Source organism: Azospira restricta (assembly GCF_016858125.1).
In the GTDB taxonomy this organism is placed as follows: Bacteria; Pseudomonadota; Gammaproteobacteria; order Burkholderiales; family Rhodocyclaceae; genus Proximibacter; species Proximibacter restrictus.
The window spans coordinates 2513924-2539767 of the sequence record NZ_CP064781.1; the positions used below are offsets into that span (position 1 = coordinate 2513924).

The window sequence follows — 25844 nt, forward strand, 5'->3', positions numbered from 1 at the left end:
GGTGCCGAATGCGTACACCCTCATTGCGCCTACCGGCGAGCGTTACGAACTCGATGCGCGAGGCCGCATTCAGCGCATCGTCTTCGCCGACGCTGCCCAGTGGCTGGTGTCCGATGCCGGCATCGCCGCGCTGGACGCCAACGGCCAGCCGGCCGAGCGCCTCGACTTCGTGCGCGACGCGCAAGGCCGCATCGCCCGCATCACCGGCGTGCAGCAAGGCGAAAGCGAAGCCGAAAGCACGATCTACAGCTACGCCGCGCAGCAAGTCCCCTTGGGGGGCGCCGCGCAGCAAGTCCCCTTGGGGGACGACCGGCAAGGTCGCCTCGCGCTCGTTCGCGAGCTGAACAGCGGCAACGCAGGCACCCCATACGGCTATGCCGAAAACGGAGATCTGCTTACCGACACGCTCACTGCCAACCTCGGCACCGCCGCCGGCTGGCTGGCCGGTGCCACCTGGCGTGGCGAACTGCAGGGCGCAGCGGGCGCCATCACCACTCTCGGCTTCACCGTGCGCGACAGCGAAATCGCTGCCACCGCCAAGCAGCCCGGCAGCACTGGTGCGCTGATCCTCGCAGTGCAAACGCGCAGCGAAGACGCCGGTGCTACGCTCGACTGCGTTGGCGGCCAAGTCCTCGGTAGCAGCATCGCCAACGGCACGCGGACGACGCTCGTCCGCGTTACCGAAGGCGGTCTCAAGCTGCTGCGCCTCGCCGGAACCGGCCAGGCTGAAGTCACCGTCTCGGTCGCTGGCGACCTCAACCACGACAGCGCCATCGACGGCAGCGACGCCGCGCAATGGCAGGCCGCCAGCGTCGCCGGCAACGCCGCCACCGGCGACCTCAATGGCGACGGCCTCGTCAACGCCGGTGACCGCCAGATCCTCTTCGCCAACACCGGTTTCCGCGCCAACCGCGCGCCAATTGCGACGACCCCGCCCGAACTCAAGACCCACGCCGACCTGGCCGCGCTGAAGAACCTCGCAAGCGTTGCCGACGATGCCGAAGGCGACACGCTCTACTGGCGCGTCCTCGGCACCACGCACGGCAGCGCCAAGTTCGGCGCCGATGGGCAGACGCTCGTCTTCACGCCGGAAGCGGATTATGTCGGCGAGGCCACCGTCACGCTGCAGGCCGACGACGGCTACAGCACCGGTGCGCCGATCGAGATGAAGGTCAATGTCAGCGGCGCCAAGCTGGTTCGCATCCATGTGCCAGTGATCGGCTTCATGCTCCAGGGCAATACGGTCATGCTGCCAGTGACCGGCGATTTTGAAGACGAACGCAACGTCGAACTAATGCCGGGTTACGTCAACTTCACCACGACCGACAACACGGTCGCGAAAGTTGATGCCCGCGGCGTGGTCCGGGCAAGGAGCCAAGGCACTGTCGTCGTTCTTGCTCAGGCTCGCGGCTTGACTAGCGCCTCAGCCCTTGCGGTAGGTTCCGACCCACGGGAGGGGCTATTCCGTGCCATGGCATTGGAAAACGAATTCGAGGTCTATCCCGGTTCGGTATCCTTGATCGCCGGCATCGGACAGCGCCAAATCAAGATTAACGCCACTCAAGCAGGCGACCAGTCGTCTGCAGCTGCAGGCGCCCGTTATGTGGTCGAAAATCCCGACGTGGCGACGGTGACGCCGGACGGACTGATCCTGGCCGGTTCGCCAGGGGTAACCACGGTCAGCGTCATCGAAAACGGCTACCAGAAAAACATCGAAGTCCGGGTCGTCCCCATGCCGGATGTAGGCAGCCGCGCCATTTCCGCTTCGGAAGGCGGCATCGTCAATGGCGGTGGAGGCCTATTCGTTCAGGTCGGGCCGGAAGCGCTTGCCGCCGACGCCACCGTCTCCATCGATTCTGTCGCTCTCGCCGACCTGCCTTTCCCCGCGCCCGCAGCCCCTGAATTCGAAATCGCCGGCGCCTTCCGGCTCGACGTCGGCCCGGACCCCTTGAGCGTACCGGCCCAGATCATGATGGCAGCCCCCCCCGGAGCGGTTGCCGGGGAAAAGGTCTACTTCTACAAACTCACCACCTTCCTCGACGAAAACGATCAGGAAAAGCAGGTCTGGCTAGCGGTGGAATCCGGTGTGGTCGGCGCCGACGGCGTCATCCGCACCTCGTCGCCTCCGTTCGGCGGTGTGGTCGGCGGTGGGAGCGGCCTCTACATTTCCGCGGTCCGCCACAATGACGATGATGGCAGCACCCAATTCAAGGCGGCTCTCTCCCCAGATATCATCGTCAACCCCCTGACTGCCATGGCCTTGGCGTCCAGTGGGCTGAACGGCGCCATGGTCGGTATCAGTTCCCTCGGGCTTGAACTCGGGCAGTCGATATCCATCTACACCACCTCCTTCGGCAAGACTTACAAATCCGTGGCCACTCTGCCTACGGCCACGGCCGGTAAGCTGGTCATCAACATCGACGACCTCCGTCCCGTGTCGCCAGCCTCGGACATTCCCGCGCCGACCATTTCCGGCCTCGAAGTGAAGGCCGACGGTGCCCCCGTCGTGGAAATCACCGGCCGGGATTTCGACGCCACTGATAGCACGGGACAGCCCATCGGGAAGCTGGTGCTGCGTGTCTTCTCGCCCGGCAGGAATTCAATCGATCTTGCGACTACGGTGGCCGACGGCAAGGTGACAGTCAAAGTGCCCTCCAAGGTCTCTCTGGCCGGGTCGAGCCTGCAGCTCGTACGCATTGTGCCCAGCCGCTCCATCAGCGCTTCCGGCCTGACATCGGGGGACGTCGAGGAATACAAGAGCCAGAGCGTTCAGGTGGCACCCCGCCACAAGCTGTCCCTGATCATCCGCGCCCATTCGATCGTCGTCATGGAAGATGGTGCCCAAGTCAAGGAAATCGCCCAGGACCAGGACGGCAACGCCTTGGATCTCTTCGGTTGGCGCGTGGATCCGGCAACTTTCACCGGGGACAACACCCGTGCTTACGTGGCCGGCAACAATGGGAAAATCTACGCCATCGACACGGCAACGTTGACGGTCTTCGATACCCTCAGCATCCCCGATGCCAATGCCTCGACCTTGCCCCGTTCGCTTGAAGTTGCCGGCGACTATTTGTACGTAGCCCTGGGCAGTCGCTCCGGCCCGCCGAACAGCGGTTCACGCGGGCTCTACCGCTTTGTCATCGACCCGCTTTCCAAGGATTACGGCAAGCCGAGCGGCGTCCTGCAAATCCGCTCGCCTGAAATCGACGGGGCACCCTACGGCTTTTACGACCTCGCCGCTGCACTGCGGGGACGCTTCCTGGTCATTACCGCACCGGCCACGCGCTACGAACTCTTCGGAAAGCTGGACAAGGCTCCTGGAGAACTGCTGGTGATCGATCTCGATTCCGTGGACGCCAAGACCGGCAAGGCGAAATCAGTGACCCGTGTCTCGGGTTTCCAAGGGGTTACCCCGCAGTTCATTGAAACCACCAAGAGCCCCGACAAGCTGATCCTGTCGAGCCAGAAGGACTTCAATCAGGGTGCGTTCACTCTCACCCTGTCTACCGATGAGGCCACCGGCAAGCTTGCCGAAGCCAAGGTGGTCCAATTGCCCAAGCTGCGGCCGGACAGCTATGTGGACAACACCTACTGGCAGATGATTAACCAGGCGGCTGGGGTCGCCGTCGTCACCGATCCCAAGACCAAGATCCAGTACGCCTTCGTGGCCGATTTCAACCTCCAGCGCTACAAGCTGACGGCCGGCTACGGCATCGACATGATCGAATTCATGGAGACCAAGCGGGTAGGCGGCAAGATCGGCGTCATCAAGGATCCTTTCGGGACGCCCACCTTCCTGGGCGCCACCATGCCCATCGAAGACGGCTGGCTCAACGACATCTCCGTCACGCCGGACGGCAAGAAACTGCTCGCTGCGCTGACCAAGGTTGAAGGCACTTCGGGCCTCATGGTCTACGACGTGGCCAAGCTGATCGAATACGCCGAAGGGGATTTTGCGGCCGGTACCACGGGTCGCCTGCCCATCGACGGTGAAGTGCGCGGCCGCCCGGCCCGGGAAGTGCCCACCCGTGTTGGTTATGGTTGGTTGTATGGCGTGGAGAGCCAGCATCAGATATCGCCCATCGCCATTACCCAGACAGGCCTAGAGTCATATGTCTTCGATGACCCATCCAAACCCATCCTCCCGACCATCAAATGGGAAGTGGCGGACGATACATACACGCCCAATACGGTTCCCCCGGTATCCGAATTGTTCATCAGCACCTTCGCCGAGGATCGGGGCCTCTTTTCAGGAGAGGGCACCGACACGCTGGGGCAGGGCCGAGCCCTCAGTATCTTGCCAAACAACATATTTGACGCACTGCCTGAAGTTGATGGCGATCCGCGTTGGCATGACAGCTATGTTGGACGAGTACTGACTGTTAAGGTGGAAGGCAAATACAAATACGACCCGGTCGCCGGCGTGAACAAGCTCTACTTCGAATACAAGTTGCCTGAAGGCTACGCGCTAACGGCCTCGCAGCAGTACAACTTTGGTGTTCGTTATCGGCGAGCAGCCGATGGCGTGGCGTTAACGACAGTCGAGGCCGTGAAGACTCCCACGCTCAAGGGAACGCCAGGGCAGTACACGGCGGTGACTCTGGTAGTCCACGGTTACCAGCCCGCCATCGAAAACGGCTCTGCGGAACACACCAAGAGCTACTCCCTTGCCAAGGCCCTGGCTGACCGCACCGACGGAGGATTGTTCGTCTATGACCCGAAGACCGGCGCGTGGGAGGCCAAGGTGGGGCATGTCGATCCCAAGACAAAGAGTTTCGTGGATGAGCCCGTCAAGTATCAATCGCCGGAAGATTGCCGCATAGCAGGGAAACCCATCTTCCTGGTTGCTGACTGGTATGCCGAATCAGGCATGAGCGCCACAGGGTTCGGTGAGGCGGCAGCCGATGCCTTGTTTGCCAGTTTGGCGGCGCTGAACAAGGACGGAGCCCTTACGAAAGCGCCGATGCACATAATCGGCCACAGCCGCGGGACTGTCATTTCTTCTGAAGTTGCCCAGCGCCTGGGTCTTTACGGCATCAAACCGACCAGCCTTCAGTTGAGCTTGCTCGATGTACATGATTTCAATCAGCCATCGCTTAATTTTGGCAAGCTGATCAGCGACGACTTTGCCGATCCGGACGTGGCGTACTGGGACAATATTTCCTTCCTGGATAACTACTATGAACGCCAAGCCAAGGAAAATCAGGCCGCATTCACGTTTAATCCGAATGGCCGATCGCTATATCGGTTAGACCGGCTCCCACAGTTCCAGCAACTGTATAACCAAAGCTACGCATTCAATGCGCGGCGAACCGGGGCGAATATCGATCAGTCCCTGGATGGTATGGCGGGAATGGAATACGGGGAACCGACTGCGGGTCCGCATGGGCGCGTTCAGGATTGGTACGCCGGTACCGCCGATTTGTCGAGCTCCACGGTGGACATCGAAAAGAATCTACCGATCTGGAGGCACTTCACGGCGTCATTGAAGTACTACACACTTGGGCCGAGTGCGCTCCACGACTTTACGCCCTGGTATATCTCCCGTCGGCAAGACCGCATGGAACCCGTCAAAGACAATCTGATTGAATGGTTGGGGCTCAGGGATGACAGGCAAGTTTCTTTCGAGGGCGTCGGAGAAGGGTGGTTTTACTCGGTGCTGGGTGGAGGAAGCGGTTTCTGGAAGGCTATGCCTGCCATGGGAGGAAAGGCAGCCGTAACCGTCGACATGGCCGAACGGCCGACGGTGGGCGAGATCGGCTATCAAGTATTCAACGGCAATTTCGCCGCGGGCCAGAAGCACTACGATGGGCGCTACCTGGAGTCCTATGACATTCCGGGCTGGAGCATCCACAACGGCAACGTGCCGGCACCGGACAACCCCGACAGGCGCCCGTCGCGCGCCCAGTTCCTTGATCTGCGCATCCGCTTTGACAAGGAGAATTTCATAAGCAGTTTCGGCGCCGCCCTGGGAATAAAGGGGGCAATGTCACCGACATTGAAGGCCAACATCGAGCAAATGTATGCGCTGGTTTCCGGCAAGGTTGCCGGCGCGCTCGATCAAGCCCTGGATACCAATGCGCAAGCGATTCAGGATGAAGTAAAAGCGCGTGACCTGGTACGAGGGCTCGTGCCTCAGGCTACCTACGCGCTGTTTTTTGGGACGAAGCCCCTTCAGGCGATCAAGAACAGCCTTGCGGCGGCGGCAGGCAACCTGCCCACACTGGAGTCGGAAATCGACAGCCTGCTGGCCCTGATCGCGAACCAAACGGGCAAAGCGAAATTCGATGTCGCTACGGCGTTCGGCAATTCCGGACTCGGACTGAGGCTGATTCGACCGATGACCGATGACGAATCGCCTGTCACCTATACGTACAGCCTGTTGAAGTCGCTGCAAGAGCAATACACCAACGGCGATCAGAATCTGGCCTTCTCGTTGGCCGCGCGGAATCAATACACCCTGGTCCATAACCGGATGGTGTTGCCGCCGAAGGCGACCGAGTTGTGGTTGGATGTCGCAGCGGTCTCGAAGGTGGAAGATTCCGCCACGGCGCTCAAGGTATATTGGCTGCCCATGGCTGATGATGGAGGTGCGGCGCAAGAAATTGCCTCTGTCTCCCTGCAAGAGATTGCGAATAAGGGATATCAACTCCAAAAACTGAAAGACATCGCCGCTAGATGGGCATCTCATGCGGAAGGGCGGCTGAAATTTGAGGTTGCTCTGAAGGGCCTGGATTTTGTGCGGAATGATCTCGACATCCGCATCGACAACATCCGCTTCGTCGCCTCGTCGCCTCTCGTCGTCGACACCAGCCTGAGCACCGATGCGCCGCGCGTCAGCGCCGAAGACGCAGCGGCCGTCCTGAGCGCTGCCAAGCTCCTCTGGATCGCCGCCGGCGCCGACCCGGCGCAACTGGATGGTCTCTCCGTCACCCTTCAGGAACTCGACGACAGCGCCGTCGCCCTGACCCAGGAATCCGCCATTGCCCTCGACCCCACGGCGGCCGGCCACGGCTGGTTCGTCGATGCCACGCCGAGCCTTCCCGAGGAGTTCGCCGCAGTCGGCGATAGCGGGGAATGGCTGGCCGCCGCCGATTCCCCGGCGGCAGGCAAGGTCGACCTGCTGACCACCCTGGTGCATGAAATCGGCCATGCCCTGGGCCTGCAGCACTCCGATGACGGCCACGACCTTATGGCCGCCACGCTGCAACCCGGCTACCGACGCCTGGTTTCCGCCGAGGATATTGCCGCCCTGCGCAGCCGGAACGGCCTGCCGCCGCTCCAGGCGGCGCAGCCCGATGCCGCCGCGCCGGTGCGCGTGACCACCCTGTACCTTGGGGTGCAATCCGGGGCGGCTGTGCAGCAAGCCGGCCAGTTCGAAACCGTCGCCAACTCCAAACTGGAAAATGCCGGTTTCGCAGGTGGGGCAGGGTGGTCCACCAGCGGCGCCGTCGCCTTTGCCAACGGCACCGCGACGCTGGCGGAAGACGCTGCCGCACAAAGCCGCCTCAACCAGGTCTTCGTGCTTGGCGAGCGCGACCGCTTCCTGTCCTTTACCCTTGCCAGCACCCTGGGCGATCAGACCGATGGCCCAGACGATGCCTTCGAAGCGGCCCTGATCGACGCCAACACCGGCCTGTCGCTGCTGGGCGGCACGGGGCTGACCCGAAACGACGCGATCCTCAACCGCCAAGCCGATGGCCGCGAATACCGCGCCAGCGGCGTCAGCGCTATTGCCAACCCGGATGGCAGCCGCAGCTACCGGGTGGACCTGTCCGGCATCCCGGCCGGCACGGTGCTGAACCTGGCCTTCGACCTCATCGGTTTCGGCAAGGGCGGGGAAGCCGGCAACAGCCGCGTCACCGTGCGCGACCTTCGCCTGGGCATCCCACAGGAAGCCCATGACGACACCGTCGGTAGTTCCGAGGACGTGCCGGTCGTCATCGACGTCGCTGCCAATGACCTCGGCGCCGACCAGCCGGGGGTCGCCACTGTCCTCGTCGCCGGCCCGGCCCACGGCAGCGTCGAACTCACCGCCGAAGGCTGCTTCCGCTACATCCCGACAGCCGACTGGTCCGGCGAAGACAGCTTCAGCTACCGGCTATCGGACGGCGGCATCGATTCGAACGTGGCTACTGTTTCCCTTACGGTAATGCCGGTGAACGATGCGCCGGTAGCCGCCGACGGCCAATTCGCCCTGGCCGAGGACGGCGCGCAGACGATCGACCTCATTGCCCCGGCGAACGACGTGGAGGGCGATGTGCTCAGCGCCGCCATCGTTACCGGCCCGCAGCACGGCGAACTGGTCGCCAATGCCGGCGGCAATTTCATCTACGTGCCGGCGGCAGACTGGTTCGGCGAAGACCGCTTCACCTACCGGGTGAATGACGGTCAGCTCGATTCCAACGTAGCCACCGTCACCCTGACGGTCACCCCGGTGAACGACGCGCCGGTCATTGCCCCCCGTACGTTTGCCCTGGATGAGGATACCGCCGTCACGGTCGACCTCCTGCAAGGCGCCGCGGACGTCGACGGCGATACCCTCACCGTCGCCATCACCAGCGCTCCGCGGCATGGACAACTGACCCACGGCGCCGACGGCACCTGGACCTATGTCCCCGATGCCAACTGGAACGGTACCGATACGGTGGAATACGAAGTCAGCGACGGTGCCGTCGCCGTCCCGGCGCGCCTCACCTTCGTGGTCGCGCCGGTCAACGACGCCCCCGTGGCGGTAGATGACACCGCCACGCTGGCAGAAGATGGCGAAGCCTACATCGCTGCACGGGCCAACGACACGGATGAGGAGGCCGACCTGTTGACCGCAGCCCTCGTCGCCGGCCCACTGCACGGTCGCGTTGAGCTTGCAGCCGACGGCAGCTTCCTCTACACGCCGGATGCCGACTGGTTTGGGGAAGACGCCTTCACCTACCGGGTCAGCGACGGCCAGGCCGAATCCAACCTTGCGCAAGTCCATATCACGGTCACGCCGGTGAACGACGCGCCGGTAATGAGCCCCATTGCCGCCACCCTCCTCGAAGACGGCGAAATCGTTCTTAACCTGCTGGCCAATGCCACCGATGTCGATGGCGATGCCCTCACCGTGACGGTCGGCACACCCGGCCACGGCCGGGTGATGCAGAACACCGATGGCAGCTTCACCTACCGGCCCGATGCCGATTACAACGGCGAAGACGGCTTTACCTGGGCGGTGAGTGACGGCCAGGTCAGTACCGCCGGCCTCGTCCGCCTCACCGTCACCGCTGTCAACGACGCCCCGGTCGCTGGGGATGATACCGTCACCCTCGATGAAGACGGCCGCATCACAATGGCGCTGATAGGCAACGACACCGATACCGAGGGCGATGCCCTTCAGCTTCGCATCGTCGCGGGCCCGGCCCATGGCGCGGTGAGCGTCAACGCCGACGGCACGGTTACATATCTCCCGATGGCCAATTGGAGCGGCTTGGACAGTTTCACCTACGTAGTCAACGATGGGCAGCTTGACTCCAACGTGGCGACCGTGTGGCTGGCGGTCACCCCGGTGGCCGACGCCCCGACCCTTGTCATCACCGACCAGGCCGGGCAGGGGAGGGAAGTCTTCCGCACCGGCTGGGAAACCGTCTGCAACCGGAACAGCACCTCGACCCTGGTGCAAACCCGGGAACTGGAAGGCTGGACCCTCATCACTCGCCCGGATAACAGCGCCGGCGGCAGCAACGGCTTCGAGATCTGGAGCACCGGCGACAAGATGATGGATGCCGGCAACAAGCTCAGGATCGTCAACGCCATGGCGGGCAACGGCAACAACTGGCTGGAGCTCAACAACTCCGGCGGCGACAGGCACCAGACCCTGGGCATCGAGCGCGCGGTCGACACCGTCGCCGGGGCCACCTACACCCTGAGCATCGATCTCGCCGGGCGGTTGGGCTACAGCGCCGACTACACCCAGATCGGCATCTATGTGGATGGCGTGCGGATCGGCGGCGACGCCAGCGTCAGCCCCGTCACCGCCCTCAACTGGCAGAGCCGGACCTTCCAATTCACCGGCAAGGGCGGGAAACAGACCATTCGCATCAGCAGCGAAGCCACCAAGGTCGATGCCAACGGCCGCGGCATGATGCTCGACGACATCGCGCTCACCGAGGCTTTGCCTGCCAATACCGGCTGGGAGGACAGTTCCATCCCGATATCGGCCATCAGTGCGGCCCTGAAGGACGCCGACGGGTCGGAAACCCTCACCGTCGCCATCGAGGGGCTCCCCCTCGGCACAACCCTCAGTGACGGCATCAGGACCTTCACGGCAACCGCAGGCAGCATCACCGCCGACATTACCGCCTGGAACCTCGGGCAGCTAACCGTCACCCCGCCCAAGGACTTCAACGGCAGCCTTACCCTCAAGGTGGTGGTGACGGCAACAGAGAGCGCCAACCAAGCCCAGGCCAGGACGGAAGCGCAAATCCAGGTCACGGTCCTGCCGGTGAATGATGCGCCGGTGGCCCAGGATGCCAGCTACTCCATGACGGAAGGAGGAAGGATCGTCATCGACTTCTCAACGCTGGTCAGCGACGCCGACGGCAATGCCCTCACCCTGACCCTCGGCACGCCCCGGCATGGGCGGCTGACCAGAAATGCCGATGGCACCTACACCTACATCCCCGGCTGGGGCTACACGGGCACTGACAGCTTCACCTATGCCGTCTCCGACGGCACGTCGACCGACAGCGGGGTCATCACCCTCAACGTGTTGCGGGAAGCGGACCATGGCGGTGGCTCGTGCATTACGGTGTTTTCCAGGCTGCCCAATGCTGCACTCGTCGGACTCGGGCGAGGCTCCAGCGGCGGCATCCCGGCCATCGACTGGAACGGCATTGCCCCCGAGTTAGGCCCCGCCCGCGGGGCGGACTGGGTGGCGGACTATTTTGCCAGTAAGAGAACCGACAGCCGCAGCTTGGCGGAGATCACCGGTTTGGTGATTAAACTCGAAGCGGAGGGCCGCTGAGATGAACGGAATTCAAGAAACTGGTTTCCGCTGGACGGGACTGATCTTGGGGGTGATGGCCATGACTATGGCAACTAGTTGCAAGGCGGATAGCGTGCAGGTGTTTCCGGAGCCTTGGCAGGTGTTGGAGCCGGGGAAACCACCCGAGATTTGGCCGAAGATTGAGATTGTCAGCGAGGGCAGGGAGGGGGGCACGATCGAGGCAGGGGATCTTGTTCAGATATCAACAAAATTTTTCTCTACCAAGGAAGGTAAATTCTATTCCACAGACGACTGGTGGTTGTGGATGGGATTTAATTCTCAAAAAGAAACAGCTTTTTATTCTTCTAATCCTGCGCAACGATCTGCTCTATTGGGGCTCAAGGTCGGTGGGGTAATAAAATATCTTGAGGAAAAAGACAACATAGCAGACGTTGGAAAACTGTTTATTAATCCTATTGGGGATCCGGCCTATTACTCCTGGCGAAAAGGAAAAAAAGGCTTCGGAAGGATTTTTACTCCCTACGAGTCCGGTTACACGTTAGTGGAAATCAAACGTGTCTGCAAAGGCAAAGCGCAATACCGGACAGTGCGCTTGTTCGATGACAGCTACGTGCAGCGCTGCACTTGGGCACCGCTTCACTGCGAGATGACCAAGACACCTCGCGAGGGCTGGATAGACGAAGCGAAGATCGAAGCGGTCTGTTCGGATGGGAAGGTCGCCACTTTTCAATATGGCCCGGTCGAGTCTCGCAACGGTAAGCGATGGTCCGGACCGGTCAATGCGGGCAACTATTTCGATCGCTGGATAACGGCCGCCTGGGACAAGCTGCCTGTCGGCGTTCAGTTGAAGTAGTCGCGTAGTCGCCGTGCGTTTCGATTCGAAGACGGTCGCATCAGGCAACGACACCGATACCGAGGGCGATGCCCTTCAGCTTCGCATCGTCGCGGGCCCGGCCCATGGCGCGGTGAGCGTCAACGCCGACGGCACGGTTACATATCTCCCGATGGCCAATTGGAGCGGCTTGGACAGTTTCACCTACGTAGTCAACGATGGGCAGCTTGACTCCAACGTGGCGACCGTGTGGCTGGCGGTCACCCCGGTGGCCGACGCCCCGACCCTTGTCATCACCGACCAGGCCGGGCAGGGGAGGGAAGTCTTCCGCACCGGCTGGGAAACCGTGGCCAATAAGAACAGCACCTCGACCACGGTGCAAACCCGGGAACTGGAAGGCCGGCTGTCAACTCGGTGTGCATTACCGTGCATGTGGCATGGCCGCCTCGACGCCGGTCGTCATAGCGGGATGCACGGCGCCGATCTCGATCGGCTGGAACGGTACGCTCGCAAATGTGCTGACGGCTGCGCCGATCAAGACCGACGAGCGGGTGACCAAGGCGACCGGCGTCTGCAGGGGCGAACCGAGCCTGGCGGAGCAGACCGGATTGGTGGTCAGCCTGTAACTGCGTGTAGGCTTCGCAGCTTTGACAGGGGCCCGGGTGCCGGGCTGCCTGTAGCGGACGGGATTGCCCCATGGCGGGGCAATCCCGGTCGCACGTTGGTCGATGGGCTGAATGGTTTTTTCCGGGATGGCTGGCGCTCGGTCCTCGGGCGTCGGATGGGAGCTGCTTCCTCTACGTGGAAGCAATAACAAGAAACGGTTCGAATGTCGGAAGTTTGTTGTTTCATTGGTGGGAAAAACCGTCGGGGTCGTGGCGCGGTGGCCGTGCGCGTCGGTAGCGCACTGGCCGTTGCCGCGGCGTTTCTGCTGCCGGCGCCGGCGACTCATGCGCAGACGTTCTCGGCGTTGCTGGACAGGGCGGTCGGTGGCGACCCCACCTACCTTGGCGTGCGTACCGGCGTGGATGTCGCCTACGCCAAGAAGCGCCAGGCCGTCGGCGGCCTGTTGCCGCAGGTGAACGGTACGGCCAACACGAATTCGAACGATCGCGACTATCAGACCCGCGCTTCGAATCAACCGTCCGGGAAGGATCGTTACAACAGCAACGCCTATCAGGTGTCACTGACGCAACCGTTGTGGCGCTACGCCAACATCGTCAGCTTGCAGCAGTCATGGGCGATTGTGGAACAGGCGTCGCATCAGCTGGCCGGCGCGGAGATGGATCTGTTCGTGCGCCTGCTGAACGCCTGGGTTGAGCTGCTGGCCGCGCGCGACCAGGGCCTGTTTGCCGTGCAGCAGATGAATGCCGCCGAGCGGAATCTGGAAACGGTGCGACGCGGGGAATCGCTCGGAACCCACAGCGCTCCCCAGCTCGAAGAGGCGCTGGCAAAGCGCGATCAGGCCGTGGCGGATGCCTTGACGGCGGAAACGGATTTGCAGCTCAAAGTGGCCGCGCTTGAGCTGATCGTCGGGCCGCTGCGCGGGTTCGTCACGCCTTTCATGCGTGACGATGCAAAACTGTCCGAGATGGGCCTGGAAAAGCTTGAGCTCTGGTTGGAGCGGGCGGAAACCAACAACCCGAACATGATGGCGGCAGCCAAGGCGCTGGAGGCTGCTTCGGACGAAGTGCGCAAGCAGAGCGCGGGGCATCAGCCGACGCTGGACCTGGTCGCCAACTATGGCAAGAACAGCCAGCAGGTGGGCGGGTTTCCGGGGCAGGCCGGTTATGACATCAAGACCGGCAGCGTCGGCCTGCAGCTGAACCTGCCGATATTTTCCGGGGGAACGCAGTCGGCCAAGGTCGACGAGGCCATCGCCCAGCAGGAGAAGGCACGGCAGGATCTCGAGGCGGCGCGGCGGAATGCGTTGCTGGCGACGAAGCAGGCATGGTTTACGGGGCAGTCCGCGCGAATGCGCGTGCATGCGGCAACGCAGGGTCTGAAGGCGGCGGAATCCATCCTCGATGTGGCCAGGCGCGGCATAGAGAAAGGGCTCAAGACAGAGCTTGATCTGATGCTGGCCGAACAGCAGTGGCGGGCGGCGGTACGCGATTTTCGCAAGGCGCGCTATGAGCTGCTGCTGTCGAATGTGAGGCTCAAGGCGGCAGTCGGGGAGCTGACGCATGCGGACATCGCAGCGCTCGATGCATTGTTCGCCAATCGGGAAGAGCCGGTGTCCTTGCGCAGCGCGCCGAAGGAAGAGAAGGCCAGTTGATGATGAACGAAAACGCCGATCCCGCCGACTGGCAGATTCCTGACGGCGCGCCATTCAGCTTGCCGCGCCAGCTTCGCTGGGAAGCGTTCGTCACCGCGAAGACGGCCGAGGAGAAGTGTCGCGCCTGGCTGGATCTGATTTGCGGGCGGGTGCCGGATGCCACGGCTGCGGCGGTGCTCGTGGAAAGCGTCGAGGCGAAGACCTTCGTTCCTGTCGCAGTCTGGCCGAACGTCTCGCCGGATCTGGGGCGCCTGGGGCCGGTCGTCGAGCGTGCGTTGCGCGAGCGTTCCGGCGTCGTGCAGCCGGGAGGCGAGGGGGGGGACGTTCTCCATATCGCCTATCCGCTGATGCTCGGCAACCGCGTGGACGGCGTGGTGGTCATCGAATCCGCCTGCAACGACGAGGACGTCGAGCTGATCCTGCGTGAGATTCACTGGGGCAGCGCGTGGCTGGCCAATCTGCTCGGGGCGCGTGAGCTGGAAGAGGCTTTACAGGGACGGGAGCGTTTGAGCGGGGTGCTGGAGGCGACCGCAGTTGCTTTGCGCCAGGGAAGCTTTCAGCAGACCCTGTTCGAGGTGGCGAGCGACCTTCGCATGCGCCTTGGCTGTTCCCGGGTGGCGATCGGTCTGGTCAAGGATATGGGGGTTTCGCTGGCCGTTCTTTCGGATGCGGCGACCTTCGAGCGGAATACGCCGCTCGTCAAAGCCTATATGGCGGCGATGGAAGAGGCTTTCGATGCCGGCAAGCCGGTGTGTGCCGCGGGCGAGTCGCCGGAAGACGCGGCCGACGCACGTAAAGCGGCCGCGCAGCGCAGGCTTGTCGCGCTTGCCGGTGCCCGGCACGTACTCTCGTTCCCGCTGAGCTTGGGCGCCGAGTGCGTGGCGGTTCTGACCATGGAGCGTGCCGAGGACAAGGCATTCGCTCCGCCGGAGTTTGTCTGGCTGGAGGCCCTTGCGGCGATGCTGGCGCCGGTAATCCGGCAGCGGGTCTGCGCCGAGCGAAGCGCATTCGGTCGTGCGCGGGACGAGTGCCGGAAACTGCTCGAACGATTTTTCGGCCCGCGGCATCTCGTCTGGAAGGCGGTCGGCAGTGCTGTCCTCTTTGTCGTCGCCATGTTGGTGCTTGTACCTATCGAATACCGGGTGACGGCAAAGGCGGTGATCGAGGGAGAGGTGCAGCGGGTGGTGGCTGCGCCATTCGACGGCTTTGTCGGCGCCTCGCTGGCGCGTGCCGGCGACACGGTGAAGAAGGGGCAGCCGCTGGCGGCGCTGGATGACCGTGACCTGCGCATCGAGCAGGAGCGCTGGGCAAGCGAGCGCGACCAGTACGACAAGAAGTTGCGCGAGGCGATGGCCAACCACGACCTGACTGCCGTGCAGGTGGTCGGGGCCCAGTTCCGCCAGGCTGGGGCGCAATGGGCGCTGGTGACGGAAAAGATTGAACGGGCCAGCCTCGTCGCACCTTTCGACGGCATCGTGGTCTCCGGCGATCTCAGCCAGCAGATCGGCGCGCCGGTGGAAACCGGCAAGAAACTGTTCGAGGTTGCGCCGCTGCAAACTTACCGGGTGATCCTGCAGGTGGACGAGCGCGAAATCCGGCATCTGGCCGACGCCCAGCCGGGACAGGTGGTGATTGCGGGCATTGCCGGGGACGCGATGCCGTTGAAGGTGACGAAGGTCACGCCGGTCGCGACGGCGCAGGACGGCAAGAACTTTTTCCGCGTCGAGGCGCAGCTGGACCACCCGGTCGACCGCCTGCGCCCCGGCATGGAGGGGGTCGGCAAGGTCGAGGTCGGCAGCCGCAGCTTGTGGTGGATTCTGACCCACAGCTTCAGCGACTGGCTGATCCTGACGTTGTGGACCTGGATGCCGTAAGGCGCAGACGACATGGGCCGCCGGCTTTTCAGCAACTCCTGGCATAGCGTCGCCGAGCTGCGGCCCCTTCTGGTGCCGCAGGCGCGGATGACCCGCCACGTCTATCGCGGCCAGGTCTGGTTCGTCGTTCAGGACCAGTCCGGCGGACGCTTCCACCGCCTTTCGCCGGCGGCGCACGAGTTGCTGATGCGGATGGATGGGACACGTACCGTCCAATCGCTGTGGGAAGCGGCGAATGTGTCGGGCAATGGCGAGATCTGCACGCAGGACGAGATCGTCGATCTGCTCGTACAGTTGCATGCGGCCGATCTGCTGCAGGCCGATACGACCCCGGATTCGGCGGCGCTGCTTGAACGCAAGCGCAAGAAGCGCCGGCAGACCATCAAACAGTGGCTGCTCAACCCGATGAGCATCAAGATTCCGTTGCTCGACCCGGACCCGTTCCTTGCACGCTGGGCATCGCGTCTGGCCTGGATCTTCAGCCGGACCGGGCTGCTGATCTGGCTGGCCGCGGTGCTTCCGGCCTTGGTGCTGGCTGCACAGCACTGGAATGCCTTGACGACGAACATGTCGGACCGCGTTCTGTCGTCGAGCAACCTGCTGGTGATGGCGATCGTCTTCCCGTTCGTGAAGATTGCCCATGAGCTTGGCCACGGCTTTGCAACGCGGGTCTGGGGCGGGGCGGTGCACGAGATGGGCGTCATGCTGCTGGTGTTTGCGCCGGTTCCCTATGTCGATGCCTCGGCCTCGGCCTCGTTCGCGTCGAAATACCAGCGCGCCGCGGTGGCCGCCGCCGGGATGATGGTCGAACTGTTCATCGCGGCATTGGCAATGTTCGTCTGGGTTTTTGCCGAGCCGGGGGTCGTGCGCGCGGTCGCCTTCAACGTGATGCTGATCGCCGGGGTCTCGACGGTCGTGGTCAATGGCAATCCCTTGCTGCGCTATGACGGTTATTACATCCTCGCCGATTTGATCGAGATGCCGAACCTGGCGCAGCGCGGCCAGAAATACCTGACCTGGTGGTGGAACCGAAAGGTGTTCGGCGTGCATGACGAGGAGGCCCCGCCGGAGTCGCCGGGCGAACGGCGCTGGCTGGTCTGGTATACGCCGCTGGCCTGGCTGTACCGGGTCTCGGTGACGGTATCGATCATCTTGTTTGTCGGTGGCAGCTACTTCATTTTCGGCACGCTGCTAGCGCTATGGGGGGGCGTTTTCGCTGGTGGGCATGCCGCTTTGGAAGGCGTGGAAGCATGTCATGTACAGCCCGGCCTTGCAGCGCCGCCGGCAGCGTGCCGTCCGGGTTGCCGGCGGGATTGTGGTGGCTGCGCTGGCGCTGGCCTTTCTGTTGCCGATGCCGTTGCGGACACGGGCCGAGGGGGTGATCTGGCTGCCCGATCAATCGCTGCTCTATGCCGGTGGTGGCGGCTTCTTCGAACGCTGGCTGGTCGCGCCCGGGACGCGGGTGGCGAAGGGCACGCCCTTGTTCGTGCTGAAAGACGACCTATTGGCCACCGAACTGGCGGTGGCGGAAGCGAAAGTCGAAGAGGCGGCGGCGCGTTATCGCGCCGAGCAGTTCGCAAACCCGGTCAAGGGCGCCGTTGCGTTACGGCAACTGGAACAGGAGCAGGAGGTGCTGCGCCGGACCGATGAGCGGGCCAGGAAGCTGGTGGGCTATGCGGAGACGGACGGGGTGCTGGTTGCTGCGCGTGCGCCTGTCGATATGCCCGGTCAGTATTTCCGCAAGGGCGAGGTGGTTGGCTATGTGCTGGAGAAACAGGACTTGATCGCCCGCGTCGCCGTCCAGCAGGACGACATCGATCTGGTGCGGAATCGTTACCGCGAGGCGACGCTGCGCCTTGCCGAGACGGTCGGCATGGCGCACCCGGCCAGGCTGGTGCGGGTGACGCCCGGGGGGACCAACGATCTGCCGACGGCGGCATTAGGCGTGGCAGGTGGGGGCGCGATTCCGACGGCACCCGACGACCGCGAGGGGGTCAAGGCGCTGGAACGAATCTTCCTGCTCGATCTGCAGCTTGCTCCGGATATCCTTCCCGCGGCGTTCGGCGAACGTGTCTTCGTACGCTTCGAGCATGGCTACGAGCCGCTCGGCCTGCAGGGCTTGCGCCGTCTGCGGCAACTTTTCCTGAGCCGGTTCGGTGTCTGACATTCGCACTATCGTTGCCGGACGCGGCCTGGCGGTGGGCGACGGGCCTTACGTCGAGCGTGCCGAGCTGCCCTTCTCGCGGTTCGAGGAAATACTGCGCGGCTGGCTGGCACGGTTGCCGACCTCGGACCGGCGCCGGTCGCTCGGGTTTCTTCGCCATGCGGCATCGCACGAAGAGCGTTTGCGCTCGATCGACGAGGCGTCCTTGCCCGGCGAACTGCGTCGCGTCGTCTCGGGCATGCGGGCGTTGGGGTTCGACGATGTCGCGCTGGCCGAGGCGTTCGCGGTGGTACGCGAAGCTTCCCGTCGGGTACTCGGCATGCGGCATCACGATGTGCAGATGCTCGCCAGCCGCACCCTGCTCAACGGGCGGATTGCCGAAATGGCGACGGGGGAGGGCAAGACATTGGCGGCGACGCTGGCGGTCTGCACGGCGGCTGCGAGCGGGGCGGCGGTGCACGTCGTGACGGTCAACGATTATCTGGCCGAGCGCGATGCCGAGGTGAACACGCCGCTGTATCAGTTCTTCGGCCTTTCGGTGGGTATCGTGCTGGAGGACATGGCGCTCGATGAACGGCGGCGTCAGTATGCTTGTGACGTGGTCTATGTGTCGAACAAGGAACTGACGTTCGATTATCTCAAGGACCGCATCGCGTTGGGCGGCCGGCTCGATGCGCATGAAAAACTGCGCCGCCTGCATTCGCCTTCGTCACCTTCGCCGGCGGTCCTGCGCGGATTGCACGTGGCGATCGTCGACGAAGCGGACAGCGTGTTGATCGACGAAGCGCGGACGCCGCTGATCATCTCCGAAACCTTGCCGGATGACCTCGATCCCGCCGTCTATGACCAGGCGATCGCACTGGCGCGCGTCCTGGAAGAGACGCGCCATTACGTTGTCACCAAGGATCGCGATGCCTGGCTGACGCCGGCAGGGTTGGAAGCGGTGGCAGGTGCGGCCAAGGAGCTCGGCGGCATCTGGAATGCAACGCTGTGGCAGCGGGAACTGGCGCAGAAGGCGCTTTCGGCGGTCCATCTGTTCCGCCGTGACGAGCACTACATCGTCGCCGACAACAAAGTGCAGATCGTCGACGAATTCACCGGCCGCGCGATGCCCGACCGCACCTGGGAGCGCGGGCTGCACCAGATGATCGAGGCGAAGGAGGGGACCGAGATCACCGGACAGCGGCGGACGTTGTCGCAGATCACTTACCAGCGCTTCTTCGGCAAGTACCTGTTGCTGGCGGGAATGACCGGGACTGCGAAGGAAATCGAACCCGAGCTCAAGCGGGTATACGACCTTTCCGTTGTTCGGATTCCGACCAACAAGCCATGCCGGCGCATCCGCTTGCCCGATCGGGTGTTCGCGACAGGGCAGGAGCGATGGGACGAGGTGGTGCGGCGTGCCTGCGAGGTCGCGGGGGACGGTCGCTCGGTGCTGGTCGGGACGCGCTCTGTGGATGCCTCGGAAACGCTGGCTCGCCTGCTGGAACAAAAAGGTGTTCCGCATGCCGTCCTGAATGCCCGGCAGGACCAGGCAGAAGCGGAGACCGTTGCCGAGGCCGGGAAACCGGGACGAATCACGGTCGCAACCAACATGGCCGGCCGCGGCACGGACATCAAGCTGATCGACGAGGTGGAAGCCAAGGGCGGGCTACATGTAATCCTGACCGAATTCCACGAAAGCGCCCGTGTCGACCGGCAACTGTTCGGCCGAGCCGCGAGACAGGGCGACCCGGGAACGGTGGAGGCCATCGTCTGCATCCAGGACGAACTCTTCCGGCGTTATGCAAGACATGCTTCCGCCGCCTTTGTGCGCCTACCGGAGCGATTCTCGCGACTCAGACCGAAGCTCTTCCGCATGCTGGTTTGGTATGCGCAATGGAGGGCGGAATCGTACAACCGGAAAATCCGCCTCGACACAATCGCGCGTGACCGGAAGTGGCTGCATGCGCTTGGATTTGTGGGCGCTTCGCACAAATAAGCGGCACCGATGGGGAGAATACGGCCAACGAAGTTGTGCCATCTTGTCATATTGCAGCGTTTAGGTCGAGTAGGAACCTCAGAGCGATAATCGCCAAACGGCGAAGGGGACGGGGGCCGCACTTCTGCTCGTCGGCCGAAGTTGCCGTCACCAAGCGTAGTTTGATAAGTCAGCGTTGCAATGCAAAGTGGCAGCTACCTACCTAGCAAACCCGGGGCGATTCATTGCGCTCGCGGGGAGTTTCTATTGTTGATCGCGTGAAATATTGTAATGAGTTTAATCTGGGTGGCATTATTTGAACCTTGGATGCCAGAACGAAAATTAGGAAAGCGCGATGATCCGAGTTGCCTTGGTACAGTTCAACTATTTACCTGCTTACTTCTCGCCTGAATCTGACCACCTCTCCATTGAAGGGTTCACTTCGCACTTGAATGTCGACCTTTCCCGCTGTCTAAATGCAGCTAGCCTTCGGGAACTGCGGCAGCATTCACGGGAAACGAGCGAAGGATTCCTTCGCCAGAAGCTTGAGCACATAGTTCGCGCCGCTCATGCTGCCCGCGCCAATCTTGTCGTTTTTCCCGAATACTCTATACCGATTTCGGTATTGCCAATTTGCCAGTCTCTTTCGAAGGAACTGAGCTGCACGATCGTTGCGGGATCTCACCGAGTGCCCGTTGAGCGGGAAAAGGAGTATGCATCGCTAGGTTTTGCCGAAAGTCCGGTCCCAGGCACCGCAGTTGCCCCTGTTTTTCGTCCAAATGGGAAACCGATCTTCTTCTACAAGAAGACGCCATCAAAGTGGGAACCCGATTTGGAATTCGTTTCCACAAATTCGCAGCCGGAGCCATTTGTTGAAGGCGAAACGGAATGTGTATCACTGCTTCTCTGCATTGACGCTCTTCATGCATCAAACTTGGGAGAAGAATTCAGAGGGGCAAAAAAACCTCGGCTGCTGATTTGTCCATCGTTGTCACCTAGCACTACTCCTTTTGAAGTCGCTGGCGCCTTTCTTGCCACGAATGATTGCCTGTTGGCATACGCAAATGATTCTGTGGGCGGCCAAACATCCGTATATGCGTCTCAGGGAATCATTGAAAAGTGGGTTCAGCCTCTTTTTCCGTGCAGGGCGATACCGGAGGGGGATGAAGCAATTCTGCGAGCAGATTTAGATTTGACGCAGATTGTGCCTTCAAGGGGCTCGGTATACGCGATTCCAAAAAGCATTGCCCCTTGGGCTATACCGATAGTCCATTCGGAACAGGGAGCAGCAAAGCTTCATGAGTCGCTAGTTAAACTGTGCGACCGATATCTTGGGGAGCGGAAGCTCTCAAAAGTTGCAGAATCGATTAACAACTTCCTTGCTGTTCACGGAGCCGGCCTGGAGCAAGCGGTCTACGAAAGGTTGCGGTCCGTAAGGGACATCGCACAGGGAGCCGGCGACCTAAACAGGGAGAAGGTTCTCGACTCGCTACGAATCTGCTTTGTCCCACCCGATGTTCCATCTCTGCAACAATTTGAGGCTGATACTCTCGCTTCGTTGCAGCGTCGTCTTCGTGACGCAATCCTCGAAGCGGGCAGTGACGCGACCGAAATTGGCAGGGCTATCAGCGCGATCAAGTTACGTTGCACCAAACTGCCTGCAGCGGCGGGCTGCCAAGATCAAGAAAGCCTCGAGGCTCCATCGAGGTTGGACCGTGGCGTTGAGTGGTCAATCGCAAGATTTCAAAATCGTGGTGGCGACCTCGACCGATTTAGGCAACTCGTACTAAATGATGAAATAGGCATTATTTTCATCGCGGGTCCAAGTGGGATTGGAAAAACGGATTTCGTGCGTGCAGCATTATCGAAATTGTTTCCTGGGCACGGGGAATTGCCGATAAGTGTTTATTCTGGCATGTCGGCATCTCAATTATTGGCGGAAGTCGCGGTGTCATTGGGTCGTCCGTACGATGTCGACGCCCTTGATGCGATGGCCGAAGATGCGCTCGCAATTCCGGTGAAAGAAGTTGCGCATGTGTTCCAGAATAGGAAAGATCAATTTCTCGTCCTAGATGATCTCGCTCTCGTTTTCAGAAAAAACGCGTCACGCAAAGACGCCGAGATTCTGAAAGCTTTTCTCAGCGCCTTCGGCACACGGTGTGCTAAACGTGCCGCAAAAGTCATAATTTGTTGGAGTGGCTTCTTGCCGGAATTCGTAAGGTCAACACCGTACTCTGCAACAATCAATCTCAAAGTCTTGGAAGATGAATACGTTCGGCGGATAGTGGAACGACAAATACAGTTGGTGAAAGATCAGTTTCACGCCGATGCTGAGCTAACCGTGGATCACAAAGTAGTGTCGTTGCTGTCAGGGCACCCTCTGTCGGCTGTAACACTTGTCGAATGTGCGCGTGAAAAGCGCGACCCAGCGTTCCTTACGTCACCGGTTAAAGCCCGAGAATCAATTGCGAAGGGATTGCTGCCGGATTTCGCTTCGAATCCGGAAGAAAAGCGTCAATTGGCAATGCTGTCATGCATTCGGCGACCTATTTCGCTTTCGGTGCTTCGCGACCTAGACGCGGAAGGTGAGAGACTTGCTGACTTTGCTGCTGCGTTCGCCGAGCGAGCCGCAGTTCTGCTCCCTGAACGTGACGGAGTCAAGTTACATGAAGCAATCCGAGAGGAGTTTTTGGTCGAACTGGAGAAAGATCCAACAGAAAAACGCCGGGTCCATGCATATCTTGCCCGCCTTTATAAGTCAATGCTACCAAACAAATACGTCAAAGGTCGGGGGGCTCTAATCGCTCGGGCCGAGTATGTCCATCACTTGGTAGCTGGAGGGGCGCTTGAAAAAACAACTCAGGAAGCAAGACGGCTCATAACACAGATAAAGCGGTCGGCCAGAGAAGTTTACGCCGAAGAACGGAATTACGTCGTCGCCCTAGATGCTTTAAATGTTGCAGCATCCATCTCCACGAAGGACGAGGAAATTCAAGAGGCGCTGGGTCGCTGCAACGCACGCCTGCAAAGATGGGACGACAGCGATGCAGCCTTTCTTTCGGCCATCGATATAGGACGCGCGAAGAAGAAACCGGTGGCGTGGATACTGAAAAATTGGGGGCACATACGCGCTCGGTTTAGTTACTACGATCGAGCTGAAGAACTGTTTGCGGAGGCGGAACAAGAAGCGGGGGGAGATAAAGACGCGTCGATCCTTGGAGCGCGTGCCTATATGAACTGGAAGCGCGGCGAACTGGCTGACGCGGAAAAGGGGTTTTGCGCCGCACTGGATCGAGATCCGTGGCACGAGTACTCGATCGTATACTTTGGAAAGCTTCTACGTTACTTGGGAAAAACTCAGGAAGCGGCGGACCTAGATCGCAAGTATCAGCAGTTGAAGGAGTCCAACATGAGGCGCCCCGATGCGCTGAGAGACGACTTTTTTGATAACGAATAACGTTGGATTTCCTACAACCATTTGGGTTTTGAATGTCTTGTAGTGAATGCAGGTACGAGGAAAGTGCCCTTGTTCACGCTAGAAGCAAACCCTTTTGCGAAATCCGAAACGCCGTCTGTTACTGCGAGCAGGTTCCATAACGGCGATTTCCTAGCCTTAAACTCAAATAGCAGCCGTTTTCCCTCAGAACCAACGACGGGCAGATTTGGGTTGATGGTTCGCGAGCGCCGAGCCGGAAAAGAGACCTTCGACCCAGTCTTTCCTCGATGTCTGCTGACCGTTTGATACCAGCCGTTCGATCGACATGCGCCATCCGACCGCTTTGGCCGAATTGCAGCCCGCCAGTCAGAATGTACGGCTCGTCTTCGCGCTTGGATCCTGCATTCAAGGCCAGAAAAAGCTGCGTGAGTTTTGCGTGACTTTATTGAGCTTCTTGGTGCTTGCATCGTGCAATTGGCAACGGGCGTCGCAATGCAAAGTTAATAAAAACAATACGTTAAAAAAACATCCCGGATTGTGATTCCAGGTGTCACCGGTTCGGTCCCGGTATGTCGCCCCACCCCAAAAGCCCTGCAAACCCGGTGTTTGCAGGGCTTTTTCTTTGTCCCGCGCGGGCGCGTCAAATCCGCCGCCGGTGCTGGCCGCGTGCGCGGCCTCAGGCAGTGCGACCGCGCAGGGCAGCGACCTGGCGCGTCGCCGGTGCCGGCGCGGCGCTCAGTCCGCGATGGCGACGATCTCGCGGCGCATCCGGCGCTGCGCTTCGCGGAATTGGCGCAGCTTGGCGTCGAGTTCGCGGCGGTCCCGCTTCTTCCACGCGCTGGCGGCGTCGTTCAGCGCCTGGCGGCATTCCCGGCAACGGGAGAACAGCTCCTCGCTTCGCTCGCGGGTGAGAAAGCCCAGCTCGACGATCCGCCGCTCCGACCCGGTCAGCGCCGCCGCACAGCCGTTGCCGTTTTTCCCTTGCAGGACGCCGGCGACGAAGGCGAGGCTCTTGCTCATGCACCCGGTCAGTAGCGTCTGGGCTACCGCATGCCTGGCGACATGGCCGAAGTGGTTTTCGAGATTGTCCGACATCGTTTCCGTTCCCCCGTGGGCCAAATGTTTCGGTAGCCAGCCCCCAGCAATCGCTGTGCCGGGGAGGGACGCGCCGACGTGCGGGCGGCGGCGATAAAGCAAAACGGCAAGCGAGAGCTTCGCTTGCCGTTCCGGAAATGGGGCGGCGGCCGCGGCCGCCGGCGTCAGGGCATCAGGTCGTTGAGCAGGCCGTCGATCTCGCTCTGCGACAGGCGCTTCTCTTCGGTTGGGCCGCCGCCCTCGACGACGATGATGGCGCCGACCAGCGCTTTCATCGCCTTGCGCAGCGACTGGCCGGCGAGGTCCTGGAATTCCTGGGCGACGATGATGTTGGTGAGGTGGCCGCTGACCAGCTTGAGGTTGGCCTCGATCTCCTGGCGGTTCCAGTTCTTCGACAGCGAGTCGAGGGTGCCGCCGACCAGCTGCTTCGCCAGTTCGGCTTCGCCGAGCGACTTGTTGGCGGCGTCGGCGGTCATCCGTTCGACGTTGCCGAGGATCGACGAAACCGCCTTCGGGTTGTGTGACGCCTTCTTGTTGAGCCCCTTCGCCGCCTGTTTCAACTCGCGGGCGAGACCTTTCAGCTCGTCGAGGACGTGGCTGCTGTCGCCGCGCTTGGCCGCGACGGCCGGCTTGCGGGCGGGCTTCTTCGGCGCTGCGATTTTCGGCGTGGCTACGGCTTTCTTCGCCGGCATCTTGCTCGTTACGGCTTTCGCGGTCGGCCGCTTGGCCGTTGCCTTGGATTTGCCGCTGCTCTTCGTTGCCATTCAAACCCCCATTTTTTCGAAGATCTTGTTCAGTTTTTCGGCAAGCGTCGCGCTGGTGAAGGGCTTCACGATGTAGCCGGAGGCGCCGGCCTGAGCGGCGGCGATGATGTTCTCCTTCTTCGCCTCGGCGGTGATCATCAGCACCGGCAGATGCTTCAGCGCCGCGTCGGCGCGGATCGACTGCAGCAGCGTCAGGCCGTCCATGTTCGGCATGTTCCAGTCGGTGACGACGAAATCGATGCCGCCGGACTTGAGGCGGGAGAGGGCGATGGCGCCGTCCTCCGCTTCTTCGACGTTGTTGAAGCCGAGTTCCTTGAGCAGGTTGCGCACGATGCGACGCATGGTGGAGAAGTCGTCCACCACCAGGAATTTGAAATTGGTTTTGTCACCCATGAAATGGCCGATCCGTGGTGAGAAGTTCGAAGGCTATCACAATTCGGTGCGCCGCCGCCCGCGC

12 protein-coding genes and 1 pseudogene (1 of these 13 cut by a window edge) are annotated in these 25844 nt (G+C 61.6%); 10 read left to right on the top strand and 3 right to left on the bottom strand.

Annotated elements, in window-relative coordinates; translation table 11 throughout:
- The 10 genes and pseudogenes from IWH25_RS12210 to IWH25_RS12245 form a co-directional block, all read left to right on the top strand.
- On the top strand, nt 1-11002 hold the end of the coding sequence (locus IWH25_RS12210) for a tandem-95 repeat protein (RefSeq protein ID WP_203386071.1). 22766 nt of this gene lie to the left of the window's left edge; only the last 11002 of its 33768 coding nucleotides appear in the window; its start codon lies off the left edge, out of view; it ends in the stop codon at nt 11000-11002.
- Nucleotide 11003: 1 nt separating this feature from the next.
- Nucleotides 11004-11837 carry a hypothetical protein gene (locus IWH25_RS12215; RefSeq protein ID WP_203386072.1) on the top strand — a complete coding sequence of 278 codons (834 nt, stop codon included), beginning with the start codon at nt 11004-11006 and terminating at the stop codon, nt 11835-11837.
- 13 nt (nt 11838-11850) lie between these two features.
- Nucleotides 11851-12021, top strand: a pseudogene (locus tag IWH25_RS19325) (Ig-like domain-containing protein); the annotation flags it as partial.
- Between the two features lie 232 nt (nt 12022-12253).
- On the top strand, nt 12254-12442 hold the full coding sequence (locus IWH25_RS19085) for a hypothetical protein (protein ID WP_238998887.1): 189 nt from the start codon (nt 12254-12256) through the stop codon (nt 12440-12442).
- A gap of 203 nt (nt 12443-12645) precedes the next feature.
- Nucleotides 12646-14094 (top strand): TolC family protein, encoded by a 1449-nt coding sequence (locus tag IWH25_RS12225; protein WP_203386074.1) that lies wholly within the window; start codon nt 12646-12648, stop codon nt 14092-14094.
- Nucleotides 14094-15968, top strand: coding sequence for a GAF domain-containing protein (locus tag IWH25_RS12230; RefSeq protein WP_238998888.1), 1875 nt, complete (start codon nt 14094-14096; stop codon nt 15966-15968). Before IWH25_RS12225 ends, IWH25_RS12230 begins: the two co-directional genes overlap by 1 nt.
- Before the next feature lie 12 nt (nt 15969-15980).
- Nucleotides 15981-17618, top strand: a complete 1638-nt coding sequence (locus tag IWH25_RS12235; RefSeq protein WP_238998889.1) for a hypothetical protein — start codon at nt 15981-15983, stop codon at nt 17616-17618.
- The gene (locus IWH25_RS19090; RefSeq protein WP_238998890.1) at nt 17599-18132 is read left to right on the top strand and encodes an HlyD family efflux transporter periplasmic adaptor subunit; all 534 of its coding nucleotides are present in this window, start codon (nt 17599-17601) and stop codon (nt 18130-18132) included. The genes IWH25_RS12235 and IWH25_RS19090 overlap by 20 nt, the downstream gene beginning before the upstream one ends.
- A complete protein-coding gene (locus tag IWH25_RS12240; RefSeq protein WP_203386075.1) occupies nt 18125-20113 on the top strand; it encodes a preprotein translocase subunit SecA in 1989 nt (662 codons plus the stop codon). Before IWH25_RS19090 ends, IWH25_RS12240 begins: the two co-directional genes overlap by 8 nt.
- Nucleotides 20114-20447: 334 nt before the next feature.
- Nucleotides 20448-23549: a hypothetical protein gene (locus IWH25_RS12245; RefSeq protein ID WP_203386076.1), complete on the top strand. Its 3102-nt coding sequence runs from the start codon at nt 20448-20450 to the stop codon at nt 23547-23549.
- A 714-nt stretch (nt 23550-24263) separates the two neighbouring features.
- Here the strand turns inward: IWH25_RS12245 and IWH25_RS12250 are convergent.
- The 3 genes from IWH25_RS12250 to cheY all read right to left on the bottom strand — a co-directional run bounded on the left by IWH25_RS12250 (nt 24264) and on the right by cheY (nt 25780).
- Nucleotides 24264-24623 carry a hypothetical protein gene (locus IWH25_RS12250; RefSeq protein WP_203386077.1) on the bottom strand — a complete coding sequence of 120 codons (360 nt, stop codon included), beginning with the start codon at nt 24621-24623 and terminating at the stop codon, nt 24264-24266.
- 164 nt (nt 24624-24787) lie between these two features.
- The gene (locus IWH25_RS12255; RefSeq protein WP_203386078.1) at nt 24788-25315 is read right to left on the bottom strand and encodes a hypothetical protein; all 528 of its coding nucleotides are present in this window, start codon (nt 25313-25315) and stop codon (nt 24788-24790) included.
- 72 nt (nt 25316-25387) lie between these two features.
- Entirely contained in the window at nt 25388-25780 is a 393-nt protein-coding gene (gene cheY / locus IWH25_RS12260; RefSeq protein WP_203386079.1) for a chemotaxis response regulator CheY, read from the bottom strand.
- Nucleotides 25781-25844: the final 64 nt, after the last annotated feature.